This is a genomic window from Pseudomonas sp. 2835 (genome assembly GCF_050435905.1).
In the GTDB taxonomy this organism is placed as follows: domain Bacteria; phylum Pseudomonadota; class Gammaproteobacteria; order Pseudomonadales; family Pseudomonadaceae; genus Aquipseudomonas.
Genome location: NZ_JBNDLE010000005.1, coordinates 1 through 25,907, shown reverse-complemented (window position 1 = coordinate 25,907; position 25,907 = coordinate 1). Strand labels below are relative to the sequence as shown.

Below are 25,907 nucleotides of genomic sequence, written 5' to 3'. Positions count from 1 at the left end.
ATCACCAGACACCCTCGTCCAGGCGTTGACGGCTGGCCGGAAAGGCTTGCAGCAGCTTGCCGTCATCGCTGATGGCCGGCAGCTTCAGCGCCGTGTCCTGCTGCAGGTTGCGGTATTTCTCGGTGCTCAGGCTGGCCAGGCTCGGGCCGTCGCGCAGGATCCGCGGGCGAATGAACACCATCAGGTTCTGCTTCACGCCCTGATGCCCGGAGGAACTGAACAGCCGCCCCAGCCAGGGAATATCACCGAGCAACGGCACTTTCTGATTACTTGAGGTGACCTGGTCGCTGATCAACCCGCCAAGGATCACCAGGCCGTTGTCCTCGACCATGACCTTGGTCTTGATCTCGCGCTTGTTGGTGATCACGTCGCTGGCCGAAGCATTGTCGGCAATCGAGGAAACCTCCTGGACGATGTCCAGGCGCACGGTGTTGTCGATGTTGATCTGCGGCTTGATACGCAGCTTGACCCCGACTTCCTTGCGCTCGATGGTCTGGTAGGGGTTGGTGTTGTCCTGAGTCACGGAGCCGGTGACGAAGGGCACTTCCTGGCCGACCAGAATCGATGCTTCGGCGTTGTCCAGGGTCAGCAGGGTTGGCGTCGACAGTAAGTTGAAGCCACTTTTGCTCTTCAGCGCATTGACCAGCACGGCGAAGTTGAAGCCGCCACCAAAGTTGCCAAACCCTGCGGTCAGGCCGTTGGTGCCGGACAGCAGCTTGGCCAGCGCGGCGTTGTCCTTGCCCGCTGCGGCCCCGGCAATGGCGGCGATGCTCGGGCCGCTGCTGCCGAAGTTGACCGTGCCGGCGCCGAACTTCTCATCGGCGAACAGCCACTGCACGCCCAGCTCTTCGGCGCGTGAATCGGAGACCTCGGCAATGATCGCCTCGACCACCACCTGCGCGCGGCGTACGTCCAGTTGCTCGACGATGTTGCGATAAGCCGCCAGCTCGCTGTCGGGGCCAACCATGACCACGGCGTTGGTGCCTTCTTCGTATTCCAGGCGAATCCCCGAGCTGCTTACCGGTGTCGGCGCCTTGTCATCCTGGCCGCCCTCGCGGTTGGCAGCTGGCAGGGTGTCCTGGCTGAGGCTGCGCAGCACCTTGACCACTTCGCTGGCATTGGCGTGGCGCAGGTAGATCACCTGGGTGTTGGAGCTGCGCAGGTTATCGCCGGGGCGGTCCAGTTGCGCCAGCAAGGCGCGCACCCGCTCGCGGCTGTCGGCACTGCCGCGCACCAGCAGCGCATTGCTGCGCGGGTCGGCCACCACCTGGGCGCTGTCGGCGCCCTGCTCGCGGGCCAGCAACTGGCTGATCAACTTGCTGGTGTCGTTGGCGCTGGCATGTTGCAGCGGCATCACCTGCATCGGTTCGTCACTGACCTGATCAAGCTGCAGCAACAGGCTGTCGATGCGCTCCAGGTTGCTGCGCCAGTCGGTGATCACCAGCAGGTTGGCCGCAGGATACGGGGTGATCACCCCGACCCGTGGATCGATCAGCGGCTTGAGGATGCCCAGCAATTGTTCGCTGGCGGCGTTGCGCACATTGAACACGCGGGTGGCGACACCGTCGCTGCCTTGGGCCGATTTGCCCGCCGTCTCCACCGGCACCGGCTCAAGCCGCGCAGCCTGGTCGGGAACGATCTTGACACTGCCGTTGGGCAGGTCGACGGCGGCGAATCCCTGGGCGCGCAACTGGGCCAGAAAGATGTCGTAGATCGCTTCACTGTCGTGGCGGTCAACGGTGCGCACGGTGACCTTGCCCTTGACCCGTGGGTCGACGATGAAGGTGGTACCGGTAATTTGCGAGACGCTGTCGATGAACTCGCTCAGTTCAGTGTCGACGAAATTGACTTCGTACAACGGCGTCTCGTTGTCATCCAGCGCCACCGGCTCTTCGGCCCAGGCCAGGTTGAGGCCCAGGCTCAGCACGCTGGCCAGGCAGAGTCTTGCGATCATCATTCATCCTTGGCGCTTGAAGCCGGTCACGGCAGGCCGTGGCGGCCAGGGCAGGCGTTCGCGCCGCCCCTGGTTGTCGAAAATCAGGCCCTGGTCATCAATGCTCTCCAGCACGATGCCCGGCGCCAGGCGCTGACCACGACGCAAACTGCGCGTGGCCTGGCCGTAACGCAGCACCACTACCGTGGCACTCAGCGGCACGGCCCGCAGGCCGCCCAGGTATTCCAGCGGTAAGCGCGTCAGCGGCACCTCACCGCTGTCGGCCCGGGCCTGCCAGTGGCCGACCATCAGCCCCGGTAACGGTGTCACCTCCTGCACCTGGGCCACGGCTGGCAGCGGCGTGCGGCTGAGCTGCAAAACACACTGGGCGCCAAGCCAGGCGGCCAGGGTCAGCAGCGCGCCGCTGAACAGGCGCGAGGCGCTGATCACGCGCTCAACTCACGGGGATGCCAACCGGGATGGCCCTGGACATAACGCAACTGCGGCAATTGCAACGGCGGCAGTTGCCAGTCGGCCGGTTGCTGCGCCAGCCAGGCTTCGACCCGTTGCCACAGCGGCTCACCGCTGCTGGAGGCGTACTGCAGACCGAAGGTGCGGCACTGCCCCTGGGTTTCGCTGAAGCCCGAGACGCGCTTGCCGCTTGGGCTGTAGCTCAGCTGCCAAGGCTGGCCCAGCCAGCGCGGCAGGTCCTGGCTGTTGTCGAGCAATAGCGGGTCGCCGAACAACTGCTCGGCGGCGTTTTCCAGCACCTGCTCGACTTGCCGGGCAGGCGCTTCGACCACCGGCGCCGGGTAGCTGCCGGTCAGGCTGATGAGGTGTTCGCGGGTGATGGCCTGGCCAGCAGCCAGTGGGCTGTCGTAACGCAGGCCCGGGAGCAACACCGGGTAGCCGCTGTCGGCGACCAGGGCCTGGTGCAGCAGGCGGTCCCAACTGCCACCGCGGGTATCACGGCGCCACAGCGCCTGCGGGGCCCGGGCCAGGGGTTGATCGAGCCAGGACGCGTGACCGGCGCGTTGCTGCGCCAGCACACCACGGATCTGCGCGGCGCGGGCCTGGGCGCCAGGGGTAAGGCTGCTTTCGAAGGCCGGATGAAAATGCGCACTGAACTGCCATTGCCCGGCCGTGCGCTGGCAGCGCACCTCAAAGGCGCCACTGGCACGATTGCCAGCGAACAGCACCGGCACGCGCTTGCCACTGGCTTGCAGCACGGTTACCGGCTCGGGCCAGAAGTCCTGGCCACGGGCGCACAGCAGCAAGTCGGCATCGCTCAAGCGCTCGGCCAGCCACAGGCCGGGGCCGGTGCCGACATCGGCCAGGGCGATCACCAGGTCCGCCTGCCCGCGAGCCTGCTCGAAGGCCGGCAACAGCGACTGGTACCACTGCTTGAGCGAGGCTTTCTGGTCCTGGGCATAGGGGTCGGTGATGCCGACCACGGCGACCCGCACACCACCACGGCGAATCACTGTAAAGGGTGCAACACCCAGCGCGGTGGCCTGCTCCGCAGCCAGGCCGGCGCCCAAAACGGGCTTGCCATATTGCCGGTAAAGGCCGGTGCAACGCTGCGGCCAGAGCACTCGCTCATCGCTGCTGACCCGCACATCGCTGGCCAGCAACTGGCTGCCTTCAACGCCACTGCCACCCTGGGTCAGGTAGGCCAGGCCGCTGCCATTCCAGCCCTGGCCGTTCTCCAGAGTCAGGCAATTATCGATGCCGGCGCCTTGGCGCAGTTGCTCGAGCAAAGCCGCCAACACCGCGTAGCCGCCGGTGCGCACGCCATCGGCGAGGCTGGCGTCGAGCAGCGGGTTGAGTTCGGCACGAGCCTGGCGTGCGCTGGCGCCGGTCATCCAGGGCGCCTGGCCCAAGTGGGTGACTGGCCCCAGGCGCGTGGCCGGGACCACCGGTTTACCGGCCTGGCGGGCATCGAGGGTATCGGCGACATACAGCACATCGAGCGCCGCGTCGTTGCCGGCCGACGTCCCGCCCAGGCCCGCGCAGGCCGTGAGCAGCGGCGCCGCAGCGCCAACGCCGATCCAGTTCAACACTTCCCGTCTGTGCATGTTCAGCCTGTCCCGTCGCCTTCGCGCTTGATGGTTGTCGGGCCGGGATATTGGGGCGCCTGGATTACAGTTTGATGGCAGTTAATCGACAGCCAGGGCAAAACCTCAGGCAAATCAGGTGGTAACGATTTATTTCCTTCAACGCCTTTTAACAAAACTGCCAATCAATCATCACACTTGCTCACTAAAGTCCCGGTTTCTTTCACGCCGCATCATTGAACAAAAGGAACTGAACTGATGAGTCGAGACACCGGCGACAACCTGAACCGCAACCAAAGTGGCAACCTGCCCATGGACAGCGTTCTGGAGTCTTACCTGAGCCGCCGCAGCGTGGTACGCGGTGGCCTGGGCGCCGCGATCGCGATGATTGCCGGGACTGGCCTGACGGGCTGCTTTGACAGCAGTGACTCGGATGACGATGAACCCGTGGTCGAGCCGCCAACCCCGCCGAAACTGAAACTGGGCTTTACCTCCATCCCTGGCTCGCGCACCGACGCCTGCGTGGTCGCCGCCGGTTATACCGCCTACGTCCTGGCGCCCTGGGGCACGCCGCTGAACAGCAGCGCCAACCCGTGGAAAGCCGATGGCAGCAACACCGCCGCCGACCAGGCCAACTCGGTGGGCATGCACCATGACGGCATGCATTTCTTCCCTATCAACGGCAGCTCGGAAGACGGCCTGCTGGCGATCAACCACGAATACATCGACGCCGACGCCTTGCACCCCAACGGCCCGACCAGCGACAGCAGCGGCAAGCGTCCGGTCGAGGAAGTACGCAAGGAGATCAACGCCCATGGCGCCGGCGTGATCCGCCTGAAGAAAGTCAGCGGCCGCTGGCAGGTGGTCGACAACGACCCGCTCAACCGCCGCTTCACCACCGCCACGGTAATGAACATCGCCGGCCCCCTGCGCGGCAGCGAGCACGTCAAGACGCGCTTCTCGAAGAACGGCACCCAGGCCCGCGGCACCAACAACAACTGCGGCAACGGCTACACCCCGTGGGGCACCTACCTGACCTGCGAAGAGAACTGGCCGGGGATTTTCGTCAACACCAGCGCCACCCTGCCGGCCGACCAGAAGCGCATTGGCGTCGGCACCAAGGCCGGTAACTACAAGTGGGAAAGCGTGGCCGGTGACCCGAGCGAAGTGGATGGCGAATTCAGCCGCTTCAACGTCACCCCGAGCGGCGCCAGCGCCACCGACGACTTCCGTAACGAAGCCAGCACCTATGGCTACATCGTCGAGATCGATCCGTACACGGCCAATACCCTGGCAGTCAAACGCACCGCGCTGGGGCGCTTCCGCCACGAAGGCTGCTGCCCGGGCTTGCCGGTGGTGGGCAAGCCGCTGGTCTGGTACATGGGCGACGACTCAAACAACGAATACCTGTACAAGTTCGTTTCCACCGCACTGTGGGAAGCGGCCGATGCCAACCCGGCCGACCGCCTGGCCACCGGCAACAAGTACATGGACCAGGGCAAGCTGTACGTCGCCCGCTTCAATGCCGACGGCAGCGGCGTGTGGCTGCTGCTCGACGTCAACACCCCGACCAGCAGCGGCAAGACCCTGGGGTCGATCTACGGTGACCTGCCGGGGATCATCCTCAACACCCGTGGCGCTGCCGACGCCCTCGGCGCGACGCCGATGGACCGCCCGGAATGGACCACGGTCAACCCGCTCAATGGCGACGTGTACCTGACCCTGACCAACAACAGCGCACGCACCGCGGCCAAGGTCGACGCCGCCAACCCGCGCGGGCCGAACCGTCACGGCCACATCATCCGCTGGCACGACAGCGACGATCAGTTGAGCTTCAGCTGGGACATCTTCGTGTTTGGCGCCAACGCCGCCGGCACTGCCGACATCAACCGCTCGGGCCTGACCGAACTCAACCAGTTCGCCAGCCCCGACGGCATGAGCTTCGATAGCCGCGGCATCCTCTGGTTCCAGACCGACAACGGCGAGAAAACCCTGACCGACTACACCAACGACCAGATGCTGGCGGTGATCCCCACCGACCTGGTCGACGCTGCGGGCAAGCAGGTGCCGGTCAACGCCAAGAACCAGGTCGACCTGCGCCGCTTCTTCGTCGGCCCCAACGGCTGCGAAGTCACCGGCATTGCCTTCACGCCCGACAACAAGTCGATCTTCGTCAACATCCAGCACCCGGACAACTGGCCGTCTACCGACGTCGCCACTGCCGTTACCCCGGCCGGCACCAAGGTGCGCCCACGGGCCTCGACCGTGGTGATCCAGCGTGCCGATGGCGGTGAAATCGGCGTTTAACCCAAGCGTGGCGCGCCGCAGCCCTTACCAGGGTTGCGGCGAGCGGCTGATCACCTGCACCTGCTGGGCCGGCACCAGCGCGTGCCACTGCACGATCCCGCGTGCCCGCAGCTGAAACTCGCTGCGCATCTTCTGCCCGTCCTGTTCGAACTCCAGTTGCAAGGCAAAATCACCGCTGTTGAGCAGCAATCCCTCGCTCAGCCGGGCGAACATCGCGTCGTCCATCGCCCCCAACGCCTGTCGTAACACGCCCGCATCGTGATAACCGCCAGCAGGCCGGCCGGTGATGATCCGGGTCAGCAGCGAACGTGACACCTCCCCTTCGTACAGCGCTTCAAGCAACGGTAGCTGCTCCAGGCTCAAGGCATTGGCATTCAGTCGCCAGCCGCTCGTCTGCGGCAACGCGCACAACTGTGGATAGCGTTGCTGGCGCTGGGCATCGGGCTCGAGCAGCAGGTTCAGCTCACTCATGTCGACCATCATCTGGTTGGCCGCCAGGCGCGCAGGTGACTGGCGCAGGTACTGGTCGCTCTCGGCGCCGCTGAGTCGGGCCTGGTCGTCGCTGTCGATCCAATCGGCCAGGGCATCGGTCAAGCGTTGCGCGGCCATGTCATCGCCCAGCAGGTAGCGCAATTGCCGCGCGGCACGTTCGCTCTCCTCGCCAATCAACGCATTGACGTTGAAACAGCTGTGCAGGTCGCGGATGCGCAAGGCCGCCGAGCCGCCGGCAAAGGCATAAGACAACGGCTGCCCGCGCAGCGCCTGCCAGAACAGCGGGCTCGCGCGCCAGGCCGGGTCTTTCAGGGCCTGCTCGGCAAAGGCCAGGCCGGCGGTTTCCATGGCCCTGGCCTGCACCCGTTGCTGCACCAGGCGCACGCTGTCGATCTGCTGGCGGCCGTCCTGCACCAGCCAGGTCAGGCCGCCTGCGAGCATTGCCAGCACCACCAGCACCATCAACAGCGCCGCCCCTTGTTGCCGCTTCGCACCCATGAATTGCACATCCCTAGCCAATGAGCCGTCAGTCAACACAACGGATGTTGCAGGCACATGGCAAATACATCTGCACGTCACTGTTGCGTCACAAAGCACAGGCAGGATAAGGCCTTCTTTTTCATGAGCTTGGAGCGTTTTTCATGGGTGGTATCGGGATCTGGCAGTTGCTCATCGTGTTGGTGATCGTGTTCATGCTGTTCGGCACCAAGCGCCTCAAGGGCCTGGGTGCGGATGTCGGCGATGCGATCCAGGGTTTTCGCAAATCCATGGGCAACGGCCCGGCCGCGGACGAAGCCGTAAGCCCGGTCAAACCCCAGACGCCGCTGCAGGCCGACAGCGTGCAGCAAGCGGAACACCAGCGCTGATGTTCGAAGTCGGCTTTACCGAACTGCTGCTGGTGGCCATCGTCGCCCTGCTGGTGCTTGGCCCCGAGCGTCTGCCGGCGGCGGCGCGCACCCTGGGCCGCGGCCTGGGCCAGGCCAAGCGCGCCATGGCCTCGATCAAGGCTCAGGTCGACCGCGAACTGGACACCCAGGCCCTGAGCCAGGAACTCGATGCCCTGCCCTTGCAGCGCCTTGAACAGGACCTGCGCCGTGGCGTCAGCCTGCAGCCGGACCACAGCCCAACCAGCGGAAACCCCTGATGAACACAGCAAGCCAAGACCCCGGCATGCCGCTCACCGCCCACCTGCGCGAACTGCGCAGGCGCCTGGTGCGCTGCCTGCTGGCCATCGCCGTGGTATTCCTCGGCCTGTTCCCGTTTGCCCAGACCCTCTACACCCAGGTCTCGGAGCCGCTGCGCCGCTACCTGCCCGAAGGCGCGAGCATGATCGCCACCAGCGTCACCTCGCCGTTCCTCGCGCCGTTCAAGCTGACCCTGATGGCGGCACTGTTCGTCGCCATGCCGGTGCTGCTGCACCAGGCCTGGAGCTTCATCGCCCCGGCCATGTACCGCCAGGAACGGCGCATCGCCCTGCCGCTGCTGGTATCGAGCATCGTGCTGTTCTACTCGGGCATGGCCTTCGCCTTCTTCGTGGTCTTCCCGATGATGTTCGGCTTCTTTGCCAGCGTCACCCCGGATGGCGTGGCGATGATGACCGACATCGGCCTGTACCTGGACTTCATCCTCGCCCTGTTCCTGGCCTTCGGCCTGGCATTCGAAATACCGGTGGCGACCTTCATCATCGTCTGGGCCGGGGTCACCGACGTCGCCACCCTGCGCAAAAGCCGCCCTTACGTGATCGTCGGCTGCTTCGTGGTCGGCATGCTCCTGACCCCGCCGGATGTGTTCTCGCAAACCCTGCTGGCGGTGCCGATGTGGATCTTGTTTGAAGTCGGATTACTGGCCTGTGCGGCGGTCGAGCGCAAAGAACAGCGCACAATGCCAGTCAGCCTTCAGGCCTCAAATGAGCCTGGCAACTAAAGAAAAAATCGGCATACTCGAGAAATCTGAAGATTTTCATGGGCCAGTGAAGAAAATCCTGGCCTTTGAAACCGAAAAACAGGATTTCCGGCATGCAAGCGGTTGGCTACGCCCATCTTCATCAGCAGCTTCAACTGACGGTAGTACCGCTGCAGCTACCGGCTGTCGTTCAGCCGGTTACGCGTATCCAGCAAATCGGTACCACCTTGGCCGTACCCGCCGCCATTGCGCCTGCGGCCAACGACTTGCTGGGTCATGCGCTGTTTGCCCTGAAGCACGAAGGGATCAACCTTGCGATATTGGCCCAGGCGTTGCCGAAGATCCCCGCCGAAGCATTCGAAGATGCCCTGCGCTCAACACCCAACGGGATATACATCCGTAAGGCCTGCTATTTACGCGAGGCGTTCTCTGGCGAGTTGCTGAAGCAGCAAGCTCCGGTCCGTGGCCCTTTCGTGGACCTTTTCGATCCTGAACACTACATCACCAAGCCTGGGGAGCGAAGCTCCAGGTGGCGGGTCGAGTTCAATGGCCTCGGCTCACTGGCTTACTGCGCCACAGTCGAACGAACGCCGCACATCAAAGCCCTGCTCGACTATGACATTCCAGCACGCGCCAGGGCGTTCATGCAGTCGCTGCCGCCCATCATGATGGACCGCGCCATCAACTGGGCGTACTTGCACGAAACCAAGGACTCTTTCGCCATCGAACGGGAAGCGCCCAGTGAAGACAAATCGCGCAAGTTCATACAGTTGCTGCGCCAGGCCCACGAACGCCAGCCGCTAACCGAGGACTATCTGGTCGCCTTGCAGAACGCCACGATCAGCAACCCGTATGACATGGCTGGCGCCTTCAGACATGAACAGAACCATCTTGCCGGTGCCCTGCAAGGCGCTGCGGGTGTGACCTACGTTCCTCCCCCAGCGGAGCTCTGCCGGGAGCTGATGGAATCATTGATGCACTTTGCCAATGAAGATGCAGCCCGCACCGATCCACTGGTGGCAGCCGGGATCATCTCCTTCGGCTTTGTCCTGCTCCATCCCTTCATGGATGGTAACGGTCGGCTTTCTCGCTTCCTGATCCATCAGACATTGTGCCGGGCCGGCGCGCTGGACAACGGCCTGTTGCTTCCCGTGTCGGTTGCCATGAAACGGAACGAGCAAGGATACCTGCAAGCACTGCAGAGCTTCTCCCGACCCGTGAGGGATTTTTGGGATGTCCAGTGGATTGACTTCGGGCAGTTGAACTTCCAGTTCCGTGGTGATGCGGCCGTCTACCGTTACTGGGATGCGACGCCTTGCGTGGCCTTCACCCTGGAAATGGCCAAGCATGCGCTTGAAGTGGAACTGCGCGAAGAAACGACCTTCCTGGCCTGTTTCGATAGCGTTTACAAAGTCGTCGACGAGCAATTTGACGTGCGCGGCAGCGAGCTTTCGAATCTGGTCATGATGTGCCTGACCAATGGCGGCGTCGTGTCCAGGCACAGGCGTAAGCAGTTTCAATACACGGTTCCCGCCCACGTATTCGATTTTATCGAACAGGCGGCACGACAAGCCCTGGCTGGCCAGCAGTCTGAGGTTGAGTCGATTGATGACGACGCAAAATGAAACAGGCTGACAAGTGGTATTGACGTGGTATGCAAGTGGTATTAAATTTTTAATACCACTCGCCACCTGAAGCCACCGCCATGCCTCCGTTGACCGCCCTGCGCCCCGACGACACCCTGGCCACCCCCCTGTACCTTCAGCTGGCGCGCAACCTGGAACAGGCCATTCATGCCGGGCAATGGAAAGCCGAACAGGCATTGCCGTCGGAAAGAAGCCTCAGCGAAGCCCTGGACATCTCCCGGGTGACTGCACGCAAGGCCCTGGAAGTGCTGCTCGAACAAGGCCTGATCCGCCGTATCCAGGGCTCCGGTACCTTCATTACCCCGCGCCTGGAGCAACCACTCTCGCGCCTGTCGAGCTTCAGCGAAATGCTCCGTATGAAGGGCTTCACGCCCAGTTCGCAGTGGCTGGAGCGCAGCGTTGACGCGCCGTCTGCCGATGAGCTGGTGCGCCTGGGCCTCTCGCCCAATGAACAGGTGGTACACCTCAAGCGCCTGCGCAAGGCCGATGACATCGTCATGGCCGTCGAGTACAGCACCCTGCCGGCACGCTTGCTGGGCAACCCCGAGGCTATCGGTGATTCGCTGTACCAGTACCTCGACCAGATCGGCAAACCGGTGGTGCGCGCCCTGCAACATATTCGCGCGATCAACGCCAGCGCCGAACTGGCGGCACGGGTCGGCATCGAGCCCGGCACCGCCATATTGCTGATGACCCGGGTCGGCTACCTCGACGACAACACCCCCATCGAACTGACCGACACCTACTGTCGCGACGACTACTACGACTTTGTCGCCGAGCTGCGACGCTAGCGGAGCCCCCATGAGCGAACACAACATACTCACCCCGACGGGCTGGGTACGCGGACGCCTGTTGCTGCGTGACGGCCGCGTTGCCGCCATCGATGGCCAGCCATGCGACCCGCAGGGCAACGATCTGCCCTACCTGCTGCCGGGTTTCATCGACCTGCACGTACACGGCGGCGGTGGCAGTGACATCATGGAGGGCGCCGGGGCGTTCGCCGCCATTGCCCGAACCCACGTGCGCTTCGGCACCACGTCGTTGCTGGCCACCACCATGACTGCGCCGAAGGAAGAACTGACCCAGGTGCTCGGCGCGCTCGGTGAGTATGCCCGCCAACCGCGCAACGGCGGCGCGCGGGTGCTCGGTGTGCATCTGGAAGGCCCGTACATCAACCCCGGCAAGCTGGGCGCACAGCCGAACTTCGCTCACCTGGGGCTGCTCGAAGAGGTCGACGCCTATATGGCGCTGGCACCGATCAAGGTGATTACCATCGCCCCGGAAGTCGCCGGCCACCTGCCGTTGATCCGCACCTTGAGCGAACGCGGCGTGCGCCTGCAGATCGGCCATACCCTGGGCAGCTACGAAGAAGGCGTGGCGGCCCTGGAAGCCGGCGCCACCAGTTTTACCCACCTGTACAACGCCATGAGCCCGCTGCACCACCGCGAGCCGGGCATCGTCGGCGCGGCCCTGGCCCATGCGCGCTTTGCCGAACTGATTCCCGACCTGCTGCATGTGCACCCCGGCGCCATCCGCGTGGCCCTGCGCTCGATCCCTTGCCTGTATTGCGTGACCGACTCCACCGCCGCTGCGGGCATGCCCGATGGCGAGTACAAGCTGGGCAGCCACACCGTGACCAAATGCCTGGGCGGCGTACGCCTGCCCGACGGCACCCTGGCCGGCAGCACCCTGACCATGGACCAGGCCCTGCGCAACCTGGTGAAGATCGGCTTGCCCTTGGCCGAAGCCTCCCAGCGCTTGTCGCAATTCCCCGCCGACTACCTCGGCCTGCAAGAGCGCGGGCGCCTGCAGCCCGGCAGCTGGGCCGACGCCGTGACCCTGGATCGCAATCTCAACCTGATCGGCGTAATGGTCGAAGGAGAACACCTTGAGCTCTAAGATGCTTGCCGAAGCACTGGCCTCGGCCACCGTTGTGCAGACCCAGTTGCAGCGTTGCGACGCACGTATCGCCAGCGTTGCCGAACAGCTGCGCAGCCTCGCGCCGCAGGTTGCCCTGACGGTCGCTCGCGGCAGCTCGGACCACGCCGCCAGCTACTTTGCCTACCTGACCATGCAGCAGCTTGGCCTGCCGGTGGCCTCGCTGCCGATGTCGGTGGTGACCCTGCAGAACTCGCCCCTGCAGGTGCGCGGCCAGATGGCCCTGGGCTTTTCTCAGTCGGGCCAGAGCCCGGACCTGGTCAACAGCCTGCAGACCCTGCGCGAACGCGGCGCCACCACCCTGGCGCTGGTCAATGCCGAAGACTCGCCTCTGGAGCGTGCCTGCCAGTACCACCTGCCGCTGTGCGCCGGCCCCGAGCTGAGCGTTGCCGCGACCAAGAGCTTTATCGCCACCCTCAGCGCCAGCGCCCGCCTGGTCGCCCACTGGCAGCAAGACCCGGCGCTGCTCGACGCCGGCCTCGCCCTGCCCGGGCAACTGCGTGAAGCCGCAGAACAGGACTGGAGCCTGGCCATTGAGCAATTGCGCGACTGCCAGCGGTTGATGGTCATCGGCCGTGGCGCAGGCTTTGCCATCGCCCAGGAAGCGGCGCTCAAGTTCAAGGAAACCTCGGCGATCCAGGCCGAAGCGTTCAGTAGCGCCGAGGTCCGTCACGGCCCGATGGCACTGATCGATGCCCATTACCCGTTGCTGGTATTGGCGCCTCGTGGCGTGGAGCAGGCGGGCCTGCTGCAACTGGCCGAAGACATGCGCCAGCGCGGCGCCAAGGTGCTGCTGGCGGCACCGGCGGACGTCCCCCAGCGCAACCTGACCTTAAGCTGCGCCGCCCACCCGGGCCTCGATCCGTTGCTGGCGATCCAGAGCTTTTATGTCATGGCTGCAGGCCTGGCCGAGGCGCGTGGCATGGATCCGGATCAGCCCCGTCACTTGAGCAAAGTGACCCGAACTCACTGAGGCACCGAGGACCTTGCGCATGCCCAACAACAAAAACATCACCCTCCATGCCCCCCTCGAAGGCCCGCTATTGCCGCTCGACCAGGTGCCCGACCCGGTGTTCGCTGGTGGCACCCTGGGCAACGGCATCGCCATCGACCCGCTCAACGACTGCCTGCAGGCGCCTTGCGCCGGCACCGTCATCCACCTGGCGAAAACCCTGCATGCGCTGACCCTGCGTGCCGACAACGGCGCCGAGATCCTCATGCACATCGGCCTGGATACCGTGCAGTTGCAGGGCCGCGGCTTCGACGCGCTGGTGGCCAATGGCGAACGGGTCGAACGCGGCCAGCCGCTGATCCGCTTTGACCTGGACCTGGTTGCGCAACACTGCACCAGCCTTATCACGGTGATGATCCTCAGCAACAGCAGCGACTACCGCTTGCTGCCGCGCACCACTCGCTCGGTGGCATTGGGCGCACCGCTGCTGGATGTCATCCCCACTGCCAGCGCCACTGAAGGCAAAGCAGCCAGCAACGGCGAAACCGTGCGCGGTAGCGCCAGGGTCGCTCATCACGGCGGCTTGCACGCGCGCCCTGCGGCCTTGCTGCGCCAGACGGCCCAGGGCTTTGGCAGCCACGCCGAACTGCACTTCAACGGCCAGGTCGCCGCGCTCAACAGCCTGGTGGCGATCATGGGCCTGGGTGTCGGCGAGCAGGATGAAGTCGAGATTGTCTGCAGCGGCGCCGACAGTGCGCAGGCGCTGCAGGCACTATTGGTAGCAGTCACCACCGCGAGCGTCGGCGAACAGCATGCCGGCCCTGCCGTCAGTGCCCAGGCCACACCCGTCGCCAACCTGCAGCCCGGCATCCTCAATGGTGTCTGCGCATCGCCGGGCCTGGCCTACGGCCCGCTGGCGCGTCTGGACGGGATACGCCTGCCGCCAGACCCCGGTGGCCATACGCCCGCTGCGCAGCACCAGGCCCTGGACGCCGCACTGGTGAGCGTCAAGGCCGCCATTGAAGGCGACTTGCAGCACCTGCAACAAGGTGATGCGGCGGCCATTTTCGAAGCGCACCTGGCGCTGCTCGACGATCCGTCGCTGATTGACGCAGCACGTCAGCGCATCGACCAGGGCATTGCCGCCAGCCACGCCTGGAGCCAGGCCATCGACGCCCAGTGCGCGATTCTCAAGGCCCTCGACAAACCGCTACTGGCCGAGCGCGCCAATGACCTGCAGGATTTGCAGCAACGGGTGCTACGCGCCCTGCTCGGCGAAACCCGCGAACTCGAACTGCCGCCGTCGGCCATTGTCGCCGCCCATGAACTGACGCCCTCGGATCTGCTGCTGCTCGACAAGCACGCGGTGGCCGGGCTGTGCATGGTCGCCGGGGGCGCCACTTCGCACGTAGCCATCCTCGCCCGCGCCCGTGGCCTGCCGTGCCTGGTCGCCCTGGGCCCGGAACTGCTTAACCTGCAAGCCGGCCAGGTGCTGGTAGTGGACGGCGAGCAGGCCCGGCTGGAAACCGCGCCAGACGCCGAACGCCTGGCCGAAGTCGCGCAGCTTCGCCAGCAACAACAGCAACGCCGCCAACAGCAACAAGCCGCCGCCCAGGACAGCGCCAAGACCCGTGACGGGCGCTTGATCGAGGTCGCCGCCAATGTTGCCTCGGCAGCCGAAGCCGCCCAGGCCTTGACCCTGGGCGCCGACGGCGTCGGCCTGTTGCGCACCGAGTTCCTTTTCGTCGACCGCCACACCGCCCCGGATGAGCAGGAGCAGCGTGGCGCTTATCAGGCAGTGCTGGATGCCATGGGCGATCGCCCGGTGATCATCCGCACCATCGATGTCGGCGGCGATAAGCAACTGGACTACCTGCCCCTGCCCCACGAGGCCAACCCGGTGCTCGGCCTGCGCGGCATCCGCCTTGGCCAAGTGCGCCCCGAGCTGCTCGACCTGCAATTGCGTGCCCTGCTGCAGGTCAGCCCGCAGCGCCGCTGCCGGATCATGCTGCCGATGGTCAGCGAGGTCGATGAGCTGCTGGAAATCCGCCAGCGCCTGGACCGCCTGGCCAGCGAGCTGGGCATCAACCAGCGCGCAGAACTTGGGGTGATGATCGAGGTTCCGGCCGCCGCCCTGCTCGCCGAGCGCCTGGCCGAGCATGCCGACTTCTTCTCGATCGGCACCAATGACCTGTCCCAGTACACCCTGGCCATGGACCGTGACCACGCGGGCCTCGCCGCGCGCGTCGACGCCCTGCACCCGGCGCTGCTGCGCCTGATCGACCTGACCTGCCAGGGTGCCGCTCGCCATGGCCGCTGGGTCGGCGTGTGCGGCGCCCTGGCCTCCGAGCCGCTGGCCACCGCGGTGCTGGTTGGCCTGGGGGTCAGCGAGCTGTCGGTCAGCGCTCCGCAAGTCGGCGAGATCAAGGAGCGCGTGCGCCAGCTCGACAGCAGTGAATGCCGCACCTTCAGCCAGCAACTGCTGGGCCTGTCCAGCGCCCGCGCCGTGCGCCAGGCCTGTCGCGATTTCGCCGCACGCCCGCTACACCACCGCCACTCCCCACTCAGCACAGAACAATAACCGGAGCGCACCATGTACCAGCACTTCATCCAGGGCCTGCAACGGCTCGGCCGCGCCCTCATGCTGCCCATCGCCATCCTGCCGATTGCCGGCCTGCTGTTGCGCCTGGGCGATACCGACCTGTTGGATATCGCCCTGATCCACGATGCCGGCAACGCAATCTTCGCCAACCTGGCGCTGATCTTCGCCATCGGTATCGCCGTCGGCTTTGCCCGTGACAACAACGGTACTGCGGGCCTGGCCGGGGCCATTGGCTACCTGGTGCTGGTGTCGACGCTCAAGGTCATCGACCCGCACATCGACATGGGCATGCTCGCCGGGATTATCGTAGGACTGCTCGGTGGCGCGCTGTACAACCGCTTCAAGGACATCAAGCTGCCCGAGTACCTGGCCTTCTTCGGTGGCCGGCGCTTCGTGCCGATTGCCACCGGCTTGTCGGCGCTGGGCCTGGGCCTGCTGTTCGGCTTGATCTGGCCGCATGTGCAGGATGGTATCAATAGCCTGGGCAAGCTGATGCTCGACAGCGGCAGCATCGGCGCGTTCTTCTTCGGCGTGCTCAACCGCCTGCTGATCGTCACTGGCCTGCACCATATCCTCAACAACCTGGTGTGGTTCGTGTTCGGCAGCTTCCAGGGCGCCAACGGCTTGCTTGTAACCGGTGATCTGACCCGCTACTTCGCCGGCGATCCGCAAGCCGGGCAGTTCATGGCCGGGATGTTCCCGATGATGATCTTCGGCCTGCCTGCCGCTTGCCTGGCCATGTACCGTCATGCCCTGCCGGGGCGGCGCAAACTGATTGGCGGCATCCTCCTGTCGATGGCCCTGACCTCGGCACTCACCGGCGTTACCGAGCCGATCGAATTCGCCTTCATGTTCCTCGCGCCCCTGCTGTTCCTGATCCATGCCGTGCTCACCGGCCTGGCCATGGCCCTGTGCGATCTGCTCAACATCCGCCTGGGCTTTACCTTTTCCGGTGGCGCCATCGACATGGCCCTGGGCTGGGGCCGCTCGACCAACGGCTGGATGGTGTTCCCGGTCGGGCTTTTGTATGCGCTGGTGTACTACTTCGTTTTCGACTTCTGTATCCGCCGCTTCGACCTGAAAACCCCGGGCCGCGAAGACCAGCCCAGCGAGGAAGCGCCGGCACAAGACGCCAGTGCACCCCGCGGCAAGCGCTATATCGATGCCCTCGGCGGCGCCGCCAATCTGCTCTCGGTAGATGCCTGCACCACGCGCCTGCGCCTGCTACTCAAGGACCGCGGCCTGGCTCAGGACGGCGTGCTGAAAACCCTCGGCGCCATGGCCGTGGTGCGTCCGGGTTCGGGTGGCAGCCTGCAGGTGGTGGTCGGGCCGCTGGCCGACACCATTGCCGACGAGATTCGCAACCAGCTGCCCCATGCCCTGGCGAATGTGGTCGAACAGCCGCAGGTGAAAGCCGAGGCGAGCGAAAGCATGGCCGCTGAAGACTGGCTGAGGGCATTGGGCGGCAAGGACAACTTGCTGAAAGTGGATTGCGTGGCCCTGACCCGGGTGCGGGTCGAGCTCAAGGATGCACGCAAAGTCGCGCGCGAGCGCCTGCTGGCGCTGGGGTGCCAGGGGGTCAGCCCGTTGGCGGACGGGACCTGGCATTTGCTGCTGGGCAAGCGTGCTGCGGCCTTGAGCCAGGCGTTGCAGGGCTGAAAAGCATCGCGGGGCAAGAGAGTGCTAACCGGTGACGGCCCGCGGCGGCTGGGTATTCCCTGAGACCGGGACGGCAGGCCGTTATCGGCCCATACACAAAATCTGACAGCCCCAGCGGGAGGCGTTGCCCGCTCCAACAGGAGCGTGCGCGCTAGCATGCTGGGGGCTCCATCTTAGATGAGCCCCCGCCATGACCTCTTCATCCGCGACCCTGACAACCACCTTCGCGCTGGATCGACTGACCGAAATTGCCGAGTCGCTTTCACCGCAAGCCTTGCGCTCGATGCTCGCCCCGGTGTTCGGAGACGACCTGCCAGAGACCTGCTACCAAAGATTGCACGACGCACTGCGGGACGGCACGCTGGCCAGCCCTGCCCACCAGATCGGCCCACAGGCGTTAGGCAAAGCCAGCTACGACAATGCCACCCGCATCATCCACCTGCACCCCGAGGTGATCGAGAACGCGCTGCGACAACCGCATGCCGCCTGCGAGCTGGCCACCATCCTGCTGCACGAGTTCGGCCACCACCTGGACAACGTCCTGCGCCAGGACTTCGCACCCCGCCTGGCCGATGGCCGTGCCAGCGTCGCCGAAGACGCCCAGGGCGAAGAGGGTGCCCGCTTTGCCTACCTGTTCTGCAACGTCGCGCCCCTCAAGCCGGGCAAGCTGACAGTCGCCAGGCTGTGCGCGGGTGTTCGAGATACCCACTTGCAGGTGGACCAGCCTGCGCTACGACACTTCATCCGTCTGAGCCAGGGCGAGGATGCCCAACGCGCCGATAGCCACAACGCCCGCCACGAAGGCTTTTCTGCGGGAAGCGGTGACAAGCGGCATCCCGAGCGGTCCTGGGGTCACGGGTCGATCGAGGAGGACCTCAAGTACGCAGGCTTCAACGAACAGCAACGCAAGGCGATCTATTTTGGCAACTGGTTGCGCGACTATTCACAGTTGCTCGACCCCAAGCTGGTCCGCGCACCCGACGCGCCGAAAGACTTCCCCGCCAAGCTTTCAAGGGAGGTCCTGACACAGCTCGTCGACCTGCTGGCGCTGAAGACCTTCCCCAGCCTGCAAGGCACACCGCAGGAGCGCAGCCACTATGTGGTCACCCCGCAGATGCTGGGGGTGTATCGGCCGAGCGAACACATCGACAACCCCTACAACCCTAGCGCATCGACCTTCGACCCTCGCACCATCGACCCGGATTTCGAAGCGCCGGTCGCCCACGACGACCCGCTGCTTCAGGTCGACCCGAAAACCTCCATGAAGCGCCACATCTTCACCTCGGTCGACTACATGTGCGAGCGCCTGCGCGATGCCATGGCAGCGGGCCCCACCCCCAAAGGCCTGCGCGAGTTCGGCGCGGCCCTGCACGTGCTGGAAGATTACTTCGCTCACTCCAACTACGCCGAACTCAGCCTGCGCAAACAGGGGCACAAGGCGGTTTTGCCATGGACCGGGGCAACCGATTGCAGGCACGCTTGGCCCGTCGTCACAGGCATGTTCGCCGGCACCGACGTGATCGCCAGCCTGGCCGAGCCGATGGCGAAGGTGTTGTTCAAGACTTCCGGCAGTTTCGAGAGCATCACACCCGGGCAGCGCACGGACTCGGAGCTCGCCCTGCTGATCCTGCTACGCGACCACCCCGACCCGAAGTGGCAGAAGTATCTGCAGACGTCTCTGGAAGTGCGCGACGCCCTGGCGGACATTCCCGGGTTCAATGGGCTGAGGCGTGTCTCCTGGATCATCAGTTCGCCCATTCGCCATACGCAGGACCTGATGAAGATGGGCTACCAGACCGTCATCAACCTGATCGGCAACACCGTCGATGACCTGCAAACCCTGCGTAAAGACGACCCCAATACATCCGGTTCGACCAACCCGACCCATTCCCAGCTCGCCAAGGACCATGACGTCCACCCCTTGCATACCCTGGCCAGTCTGATGGCGCGCGTTGCGGTACGGAACGTGGGCCTTGCCATGTACAAGCACTGGGAAGGCAGGCGGCTCCTCGACCCGGTAAAGGTCGCACGCAGCTACTTCACCCACCCCAACGACAGCGACTGGCAGGACGAACTGGTCAGCGTATGGGCAAGCGAGCACAGCGCAGAAATAGAGCGGGCCGGCAAAGCCTCCGTGTTCGACACGCCGCACGGGCATGAGCACCCGGTCATCGACAGCAGCGTCTGGGAGCGCATCCGTGGGTTGTTCAGATAATCGCCTGTAATAACGACAAGCCCCGGCAGGAGGCTGCCGGGGCTTGTCGTTTTGTAGCAGCGAGGCGTCAAGGCCCTCAGAAGTCAGCCAGCGGCCAGACCTCGTACGCCGGGGTCTCGTAGGGGTGGCTCTGCTTCAATGCATTGACGACCTGCCCAACCAGCCCATCGGCCACTACCAGTTCAACCTTCCACTCCTCCACCACCTCGACCTGGCCGGCCTGCCCGATAAACGGTTGACTGCCGTGCAGCGGGCGGAACTGGCCCTGGCCGAGAGTTTGCCAGGCGCAGCAGTCGTAGTCGCCGATGCGCCCGCCACCGGCGGCGAACACAGCGGCCTTGACCACCTCCACGTGGCTTGAGGGGACGAAGAAGGCGAGCTTGTACACCCCTTAGTTCACCCACGCCCGGGCGTTGCGGAACATGCGCATCCACGCCGCGTCTTCGTTCCAGTCGTCCGGACGCCAGGAGTTCTGCACGGCACGGAAGACCCGCTCAGGGTGCGGCATCATGATGGTGACGCGACCGTCGCGGCTGGTCAGGCCGGTGATCCCGCGCGGCGAGCCGTTCGGGTTGGCCGGGTAGCTCTCGGTGACCTTGCCGTGGTTGTCGACGAAGCGCAGGGCCACGCAACCGGACAGGTCGGCTTCGAGCAGGGCTTCTTCGCTGGCGAACTCGGCATGGCCTTCACCGTGGGCGATGGCGATCGGCATGCGCGAACCGGCCATGCCCTGCAGGAAGATCGAGTTCGACTTCTGCACTTCGACCATGGCCACACGGGCTTCGAACTGCTCGGAGCGGTTACGCACGAAGTGCGGCCAGAACTCGCTGCCCGGAATCAGCTCGTGCAGATTGGACATCATCTGGCAACCGTTGCACACACCCAGGGTGAAGCTGTCGGTACGCTCGAAGAAGCCCTGGAAGGCATCACGGGCACGAGCGTTGAACAGCGCCGACTTGGCCCAGCCTTCACCGGCGCCGAGCACGTCACCGTAGGAGAAACCGCCGCAGGCCACCAGGCCCTTGAAGTCGTTGAGGTCAACGCGACCGGCAAGGATATCGCTCATGTGCACGTCGATGGCGTTGAAGCCGGCGCGGTCGAAGGCCGCGGCCATTTCGACCTGGCCGTTGACGCCCTGCTCGCGCAGCACCGCCACCTGCGGACGCACGCCCTTCTTGATGTACGGCGCAGCGATGTCCTGGTTGACGTCGAAGCCGAGCTTGACGCTCAGGCCGGGGTTGTCTTCTTCCAGCAGCACGTCGAACTCTTGATCGGCGCAGTCGGCGTTGTCGCGCAGGCGCTGGATCTGGTAGCTGGTCTCGGCCCACTGGCGTTGCAGCAGGCGACGGTCGCCCTTGAACAGCTCTTCACCGGCCAGCTTGATCAGCACTTCGCCGTTGTTGATCGGCTGACCGATCACTGCGACGCAGTCTTCGCCAAGGCCGGCTGCGCTGAACTGGGCCAGCACGTCCGGGGTGGCGTCCTGACGCACCTGGATCACCGCGCCCAGCTCTTCGTTGAAGAGGATGGCGGCGATTTTCTCGCGCTTGCTGGTCAGGGTGTCCAGTTCCAGGTCCAGGCCGCAGTGGCCGGCGAAGGCCATTTCCAGCGCGGTGGTCAGCAGGCCGCCGTCGGAACGGTCGTGGTAGGCCAGCAGGTGGCCGTCAGCGTTCAGGCCCTGGATCACGGCGAAGAAGGCCTTGAGGTCTTCGGCGTCGTCGACGTCCGGGGCAACGGCGGCCAGCTTGCCGTGGGTCTGGGCCAGGATCGAGGCGCCCATGCGGTTCTTGCCGCGGCCAAGGTCGATCAGGATCAGGTCGGTCTCGCCCTTGTCCATGCGCAGTTGCGGAGTCAGGGTCTTGCGTACGTCGAGTACCGGGGCAAAGCCGCTGACGATCAGCGACATCGGCGAGGTGACGCTCTTCTCAGAGCCCTCTTCGCTCCACTTGGTCTTCATCGACATCGAGTCCTTGCCCACCGGAATGGTCAGGCCTAGCTCGGGGCACAGTTCCATGCCGACAGCCTTGACGGTGTCGTACAGACGGGCATCTTCACCCGGGTGACCGGCAGCGGACATCCAGTTGGCCGACAGCTTGATATCGGACAGCTTGCCGATGTGCGCGGCGGCCAGGTTGGTCAGGGTCTCGCCGATTGCCATGCGCCCGGACGCCGGGGCATCGAGCAGGGCCAGCGGAGTGCGCTCGCCCATGGCCATGGCTTCACCGGTGTAGACGTCGAAGCTGGTGGCGGTGACGGCGCAGTCCGCCACCGGTACCTGCCACGGGCCGACCATCTGGTCGCGGGCAACCAGGCCGGTGATGGTGCGGTCGCCGATGGTGATCAGGAAGCTCTTGCTGGCCACCGCCGGGTGACGCAGGACGCGCTCGACCGAGTCGTTCAGTTCCAGGGTGCTTGGGTCGAAGTCATCGCCCAGCTCCGCTTCGCGGGTCACCGAACGGTGCATGCGCGGCGGCTTGCCCAGCAGCACGTCGAGCGGCATGTCGACCGGGGTATTGCCGAAGTGGCTGTCGGTCACGGTCAGGTGCGGCTCGGCAGTGGCCTCGCCGACCACCGCGAACGGGCAACGCTCGCGCTCGCAGATGGCCTGGAAGCGCTCGAAGTCGCCGGCGCTGACCGCCAGCACGTAACGCTCCTGGGATTCGTTGCTCCAGATCTCGTGCGGGGCCATGCCCGGCTCGTCGTTGGGCACGTTGCGCAGTTCGAAGCGGCCACCGCGGCCACCGTCGTTGACCAGTTCCGGGAAGGCGTTGGAAATACCGCCAGCGCCGACGTCGTGGATGAAGGCGATCGGGTTCTTGTCACCCAGCTGCCAGCAACGGTCGATGACCTCCTGGCAACGGCGTTCCATTTCCGGGTTCTCGCGCTGCACCGAGGCGAAGTCCAGGTCAGCGGAGCTGGCGCCGGTATCCACCGACGAAGCCGCGCCGCCACCCAGGCCGATGAGCATGGCCGGGCCACCGAGCACGATCAGCTTGGCACCGACGGTGATCTCGCCCTTCTGTACGTGGTCTTCACGGATGTTGCCCAGGCCACCCGCCAACATGATCGGCTTGTGGTAACCGCGCACTTCGTCACCGTGCGGGGTGTTGATCGACTGCTCGAAGGTACGGAAGTAGCCGGTCAGCGCCGGGCGGCCGAATTCGTTGTTGAACGCGGCGCCGCCCAGCGGGCCTTCGACCATGATGTCGAGGGCGGTGACGATGCGGTCTGGCTTGCCATAGTCCTGCTCCCACGGTTGTTCGAAGCCCGGGATGCGCAGGTTGGAGACGGTGAAACCGGTCAGGCCGGCCTTGGGCTTGGCACCACGGCCGGTAGCGCCTTCGTCACGGATCTCGCCACCGGAACCGGTGGAGGCACCGGAGAACGGCGAGATGGCGGTCGGGTGGTTGTGGGTTTCGACCTTCATCAGGATGTGCACCGGCTCCTGCACCGCGCCGTACTGGCGGGTCTCAGGGTTCGGGAAGAAGCGCCCGGCCACGGAACCGACGATCACCGAGGCGTTGTCCTTGTAAGCCGACAGCACGCCTTCGTTGTGCATCTGGTAGGTGTTCTTGATCATGCCGAACAGGCTTTTTTCCTGGCTCTGGCCGTCGATATCCCAACTGGCGTTGAAGATCTTGTGGCGGCAGTGCTCGGAGTTGGCCTGGGCGAACATCATCAGTTCGATGTCGTGCGGGTTGCGCTTGAGGCCCTGGAAGCTGGTGACCAGGTAATCGATCTCGTCTTCGGCCAGGGCCAGGCCCAGCTCGACGTTGGCTTTTTCCAGGGCGGCGCGGCCACCGCCGAGGATGTCGACAGCGGTCAGCGGCTTGGGCTGGGCGTGGCTGAACAGGCCGCCGGCCTCTTCGAGCTTGCTCAGTACCAGCTGGGTCATGCGGTCGTGGAGGATATCGGCAACGATGGCAGCATCGGCGTCGCTCAGCTCACCGCTGACGTAGAAGGCAATGCCCCGTTCCAGGCGCTGGATGTTTTCCAGGCCGCAGTTGTGGGCGATGTCGCTGGCCTTGCTCGACCAGGGCGAGATGGTGCCGAAACGCGGAACCACCAGGAACAGGCGCCCGCTTGGCTCCTGGACCGGTACGCTCGGGCCGTACTTGAGCAGGCGCGCGAGCACTTGCTGTTGGTCGGCACTCAGATCGCCGTCAACCTCGGCGAAATGCGTGAATTCAGCATACAAACCACTAACAGCGGGGACTTTCTGGCTCAGTTGCTCGATTAACTTACCGTGGCGAAAGGCAGAAAGGGCAGGAGCGCCGCGCAGGATCAACATCGTCGGGACAGCCTCAGGAAGGGGGTGTGCTTAGAGGCCGTGCATTCTAGCCTAATTCCGGCGCTTCCGGCACCCGAAACACAGCATTGCAACACCTCCGCATGTCGGCCCGGCAAAGCGGACTCGGGGGTCAAAAAAAACCACCGGTTTTGCCCTGCATTTTGCCTTTAACGCAAAGATCGCTAGCAGACAAGCAAACCGTTGTCGAGATATGGCGCGGCCGGTCCTTTGCGTATACTGCAACCTATGTTCGCCCAAACCGCTTTGCGCCAGCGGTGCGCCAGATGGCTCATCGCAACCGGACTCTTCCTGATGCTCGGTGCCTGTGTTGAAAAACCCAGCACCCTCGAGCGTGTCAAGGAAGACGGCGTGCTGCGCGTAATTACCCGCAACAGCCCGGCCACCTACTTCCAGGACCGCAACGGCGAAACCGGCTTCGAGTACGAGCTGGTCAAGCGTTTCGCCGACGATCTGGGCGTGGAACTGAAGATCGAGACCGCCGACAATCTCGACGACCTGTTCAACCAGCTCGGCCAGCCGTCCGGCCCGGTGCTCGCAGCGGCCGGCCTGGTCAGCAGCGAACAGCGCAAATCGCAGGTACGTTTTTCCCACCCGTACCTGGAAGTCACCCCGCAGATCATCTACCGCAACGGCCGTCCACGGCCCACCGACGCCAAGGACCTGGTCGGCAAGAAGATCATGGTGCTCAAGGGCAGCACCCACGCCGAGCAGATGGCCGAGCTGAAAAAGCAGTATCCCGCACTCGAATACGAAGAATCTGACGCAGTTGAGGTGGTCGACCTGCTTCGCATGGTCGACGAGGGGCAGATTGACCTGACCCTGGTCGACTCCAACGAACTGGCGATGAACCAGGTTTACTTCCCCAAGGTGCGGGTGGCCTTCGACCTCGGTGACGCCCGTGACCAGCGCTGGGCGGTTGCAGCCGGCGAAGACAACAGCCTGCTCAACGAAATCAACGAATTTCTCGACAAAGTGCAGAAGAATGGCACCTTGCAGCGTCTGAAAGATCGCTATTACGGCCACGTCGATGTACTGGGTTATGTAGGCGCCTATACCTTCGCCCAGCACCTGCAGCAGCGCCTGCCGCGTTACGAAAAGGCCTTCCAGGCCTCGGCCAAGAAGGAACAGGTCGACTGGCGCCTGCTGGCCGCAATCGGCTACCAGGAGTCGATGTGGCAGGCCGAGGTCACCTCCAAGACCGGCGTGCGCGGCCTGATGATGCTGACCCAGCGCACCGCCCAGGCCATGGGCGTGTCCAACCGACTGGACCCGGTGCAGAGCATTCGCGGCGGCGCCAAATACTTCATGTATGTCAAATCCGAACTGGACGACAACATCGAGGAGCCGGACCGTACCTGGTTCGCCCTGGCCGCCTACAACGTCGGCAGCGGCCACCTGGACGATGCGCGCAAGCTGGCCAAGCGCGAAGGCCTGAACCCGAACAAGTGGCTGGACGTGAAAAAGATGCTGCCGCGCCTGTCGCAGAAGCAGTGGTACAGCAAGACCCGCTACGGCTATGCCCGCGGTGGTGAGCCGGTGCACTTCGTCGCCAACATCCGCCGCTACTACGACATCCTCACCTGGGTGACCCAGCCGCAGCTTGAAGGCAGCCAGGTGGCCGAAAGCAATCTGCATGTACCGGGTGTGAACAAGACCAAGCCGAACGAGCAGACACCGCCGTTGTGAGACCGGGGGACGCTGCGCGCCCCATCGCCGGCAAGGCCAGCTCCCACAATGGATTTGCATAGGCCGGACCTGTGGGAGACCCGCTACGGCTATGCCCGCGGTGGCGAGCCGGTGCACTTCGTCGCCAACATCCGCCGCTACTACGACATCCTCACCTGGGTGACCCAGCCGCAGCTTGAAGGCAGCCAGGTGGCCGAAAGCAATCT

At 64.6% G+C, this 25,907-nt stretch carries 18 protein-coding genes; 12 read left to right on the top strand and 6 right to left on the bottom strand.

The window, feature by feature from the left end; translation table 11 throughout:
• Position 1: 1 nt before the first annotated feature.
• From gspD to ABIE20_RS08385, 3 genes are read right to left on the bottom strand one after another with little or no spacing between them, the layout of a single operon-like run.
• On the bottom strand, positions 2–1,954 hold the full coding sequence (gene gspD / locus ABIE20_RS08395; protein WP_429504316.1) for a type II secretion system secretin GspD: 1,953 nt from the start codon (positions 1,952–1,954) through the stop codon (positions 2–4).
• Positions 1,955–1,957: 3 nt separating this feature from the next.
• A complete protein-coding gene (locus ABIE20_RS08390; protein WP_429504315.1) occupies positions 1,958–2,383 on the bottom strand; it encodes a pilus assembly protein PilZ in 426 nt (141 codons plus the stop codon).
• Entirely contained in the window at positions 2,380–4,011 is a 1,632-nt protein-coding gene (locus ABIE20_RS08385) for a lipoprotein UxpA (protein WP_429504313.1), read from the bottom strand. The genes ABIE20_RS08390 and ABIE20_RS08385 overlap by 4 nt, the downstream gene beginning before the upstream one ends.
• 237 nt (positions 4,012–4,248) lie before the next feature.
• On the opposite strand from ABIE20_RS08385, the gene ABIE20_RS08380 reads away from it, so the two are divergent.
• The gene (locus ABIE20_RS08380; protein WP_429504311.1) at positions 4,249–6,297 is read left to right on the top strand and encodes a PhoX family protein; all 2,049 of its coding nucleotides are present in this window, start codon (positions 4,249–4,251) and stop codon (positions 6,295–6,297) included.
• A 24-nt stretch (positions 6,298–6,321) separates the two neighbouring features.
• On the opposite strand, the gene gspK is transcribed toward ABIE20_RS08380, so the two are convergent.
• Positions 6,322–7,287 carry a type II secretion system minor pseudopilin GspK gene (gene gspK, locus ABIE20_RS08375; protein WP_429504310.1) on the bottom strand — a complete coding sequence of 322 codons (966 nt, stop codon included), beginning with the start codon at positions 7,285–7,287 and terminating at the stop codon, positions 6,322–6,324.
• Between the two features lie 143 nt (positions 7,288–7,430).
• Between gspK and tatA the strand changes: the two genes are divergently transcribed.
• The 10 genes from tatA (at position 7,431) to ABIE20_RS08325 (ending at position 19,703) form a co-directional block, all read left to right on the top strand.
• Positions 7,431–7,655 carry a twin-arginine translocase TatA/TatE family subunit gene (gene tatA / locus ABIE20_RS08370; RefSeq protein WP_429504308.1) on the top strand — a complete coding sequence of 75 codons (225 nt, stop codon included), beginning with the start codon at positions 7,431–7,433 and terminating at the stop codon, positions 7,653–7,655.
• On the top strand, positions 7,655–7,933 hold the full coding sequence (gene tatB, locus ABIE20_RS08365) for a Sec-independent protein translocase protein TatB (RefSeq protein WP_429504306.1): 279 nt from the start codon (positions 7,655–7,657) through the stop codon (positions 7,931–7,933). The genes tatA and tatB overlap by 1 nt, the downstream gene beginning before the upstream one ends.
• The gene (tatC, locus tag ABIE20_RS08360) at positions 7,933–8,712 is read left to right on the top strand and encodes a twin-arginine translocase subunit TatC (protein WP_429504304.1); all 780 of its coding nucleotides are present in this window, start codon (positions 7,933–7,935) and stop codon (positions 8,710–8,712) included. The genes tatB and tatC overlap by 1 nt, the downstream gene beginning before the upstream one ends.
• A 92-nt stretch (positions 8,713–8,804) precedes the next feature.
• Entirely contained in the window at positions 8,805–10,316 is a 1,512-nt protein-coding gene (locus ABIE20_RS08355) for a Fic family protein (RefSeq protein WP_429504302.1), read from the top strand.
• 80 nt (positions 10,317–10,396) lie between these two features.
• A complete protein-coding gene (locus ABIE20_RS08350; protein ID WP_429504300.1) occupies positions 10,397–11,128 on the top strand; it encodes a GntR family transcriptional regulator in 732 nt (243 codons plus the stop codon).
• Between the two features lie 10 nt (positions 11,129–11,138).
• The gene (nagA, locus tag ABIE20_RS08345; protein WP_429504299.1) at positions 11,139–12,236 is read left to right on the top strand and encodes an N-acetylglucosamine-6-phosphate deacetylase; all 1,098 of its coding nucleotides are present in this window, start codon (positions 11,139–11,141) and stop codon (positions 12,234–12,236) included.
• A complete protein-coding gene (locus ABIE20_RS08340) occupies positions 12,226–13,248 on the top strand; it encodes an SIS domain-containing protein (RefSeq protein ID WP_429504297.1) in 1,023 nt (340 codons plus the stop codon). Before nagA ends, ABIE20_RS08340 begins: the two co-directional genes overlap by 11 nt.
• A 19-nt stretch (positions 13,249–13,267) precedes the next feature.
• A complete protein-coding gene (gene ptsP / locus ABIE20_RS08335) occupies positions 13,268–15,808 on the top strand; it encodes a phosphoenolpyruvate--protein phosphotransferase (protein WP_429504296.1) in 2,541 nt (846 codons plus the stop codon).
• A 12-nt stretch (positions 15,809–15,820) separates the two neighbouring features.
• Positions 15,821–17,488, top strand: a complete 1,668-nt coding sequence (nagE, locus tag ABIE20_RS08330; RefSeq protein WP_429504294.1) for an N-acetylglucosamine-specific PTS transporter subunit IIBC — start codon at positions 15,821–15,823, stop codon at positions 17,486–17,488.
• A gap of 190 nt (positions 17,489–17,678) precedes the next feature.
• Positions 17,679–19,703 carry an HET-C-related protein gene (locus ABIE20_RS08325; RefSeq protein ID WP_429504293.1) on the top strand — a complete coding sequence of 675 codons (2,025 nt, stop codon included), beginning with the start codon at positions 17,679–17,681 and terminating at the stop codon, positions 19,701–19,703.
• Positions 19,704–19,779: 76 nt separating this feature from the next.
• Here ABIE20_RS08325 and ABIE20_RS08320 read toward each other — a convergent pair whose 3' ends face one another.
• Together ABIE20_RS08320 and purL are read right to left on the bottom strand one after the other, a co-directional pair.
• Positions 19,780–20,091 (bottom strand): NGG1p interacting factor NIF3, encoded by a 312-nt coding sequence (locus tag ABIE20_RS08320; protein ID WP_429504291.1) that lies wholly within the window; start codon positions 20,089–20,091, stop codon positions 19,780–19,782.
• A gap of 3 nt (positions 20,092–20,094) precedes the next feature.
• Positions 20,095–23,994 (bottom strand): phosphoribosylformylglycinamidine synthase, encoded by a 3,900-nt coding sequence (purL, locus tag ABIE20_RS08315; protein ID WP_429504289.1) that lies wholly within the window; start codon positions 23,992–23,994, stop codon positions 20,095–20,097.
• A 246-nt stretch (positions 23,995–24,240) separates the two neighbouring features.
• Here purL and mltF point away from each other — a divergent pair, with 246 nt between their 5' ends.
• Positions 24,241–25,701, top strand: coding sequence for a membrane-bound lytic murein transglycosylase MltF (gene mltF, locus ABIE20_RS08310; protein ID WP_429504287.1), 1,461 nt, complete (start codon positions 24,241–24,243; stop codon positions 25,699–25,701).
• Positions 25,702–25,907 lie beyond the last annotated feature (206 nt).

Excerpts from the sequence above, each read along its gene's own strand:
- gspD (WP_429504316.1), bottom strand. The coding sequence starts at position 1,954 with ATGATCGCAAGACTCTGCCTGGCCAGCGTGCTGAGCCTGGGCCTCAAC.
- ABIE20_RS08385 (WP_429504313.1), bottom strand. The coding sequence starts at position 4,011 with ATGCACAGACGGGAAGTGTTGAACTGGATCGGCGTTGGCGCTGCGGCG.
- ABIE20_RS08380 (WP_429504311.1), top strand. The coding sequence starts at position 4,249 with ATGAGTCGAGACACCGGCGACAACCTGAACCGCAACCAAAGTGGCAAC.
- gspK (WP_429504310.1), bottom strand. The coding sequence starts at position 7,287 with ATGGGTGCGAAGCGGCAACAAGGGGCGGCGCTGTTGATGGTGCTGGTG.
- tatA (WP_429504308.1), top strand. The coding sequence starts at position 7,431 with ATGGGTGGTATCGGGATCTGGCAGTTGCTCATCGTGTTGGTGATCGTG.
- tatB (WP_429504306.1), top strand. The coding sequence starts at position 7,655 with ATGTTCGAAGTCGGCTTTACCGAACTGCTGCTGGTGGCCATCGTCGCC.
- tatC (WP_429504304.1), top strand. The coding sequence starts at position 7,933 with ATGAACACAGCAAGCCAAGACCCCGGCATGCCGCTCACCGCCCACCTG.
- ABIE20_RS08355 (WP_429504302.1), top strand. The coding sequence starts at position 8,805 with ATGCAAGCGGTTGGCTACGCCCATCTTCATCAGCAGCTTCAACTGACG.
- ABIE20_RS08350 (WP_429504300.1), top strand. The coding sequence starts at position 10,397 with ATGCCTCCGTTGACCGCCCTGCGCCCCGACGACACCCTGGCCACCCCC.
- nagA (WP_429504299.1), top strand. The coding sequence starts at position 11,139 with ATGAGCGAACACAACATACTCACCCCGACGGGCTGGGTACGCGGACGC.
- ptsP (WP_429504296.1), top strand. The coding sequence starts at position 13,268 with ATGCCCAACAACAAAAACATCACCCTCCATGCCCCCCTCGAAGGCCCG.
- nagE (WP_429504294.1), top strand. The coding sequence starts at position 15,821 with ATGTACCAGCACTTCATCCAGGGCCTGCAACGGCTCGGCCGCGCCCTC.
- ABIE20_RS08325 (WP_429504293.1), top strand. The coding sequence starts at position 17,679 with ATGACCTCTTCATCCGCGACCCTGACAACCACCTTCGCGCTGGATCGA.
- purL (WP_429504289.1), bottom strand. The coding sequence starts at position 23,994 with ATGTTGATCCTGCGCGGCGCTCCTGCCCTTTCTGCCTTTCGCCACGGT.
- mltF (WP_429504287.1), top strand. The coding sequence starts at position 24,241 with ATGTTCGCCCAAACCGCTTTGCGCCAGCGGTGCGCCAGATGGCTCATC.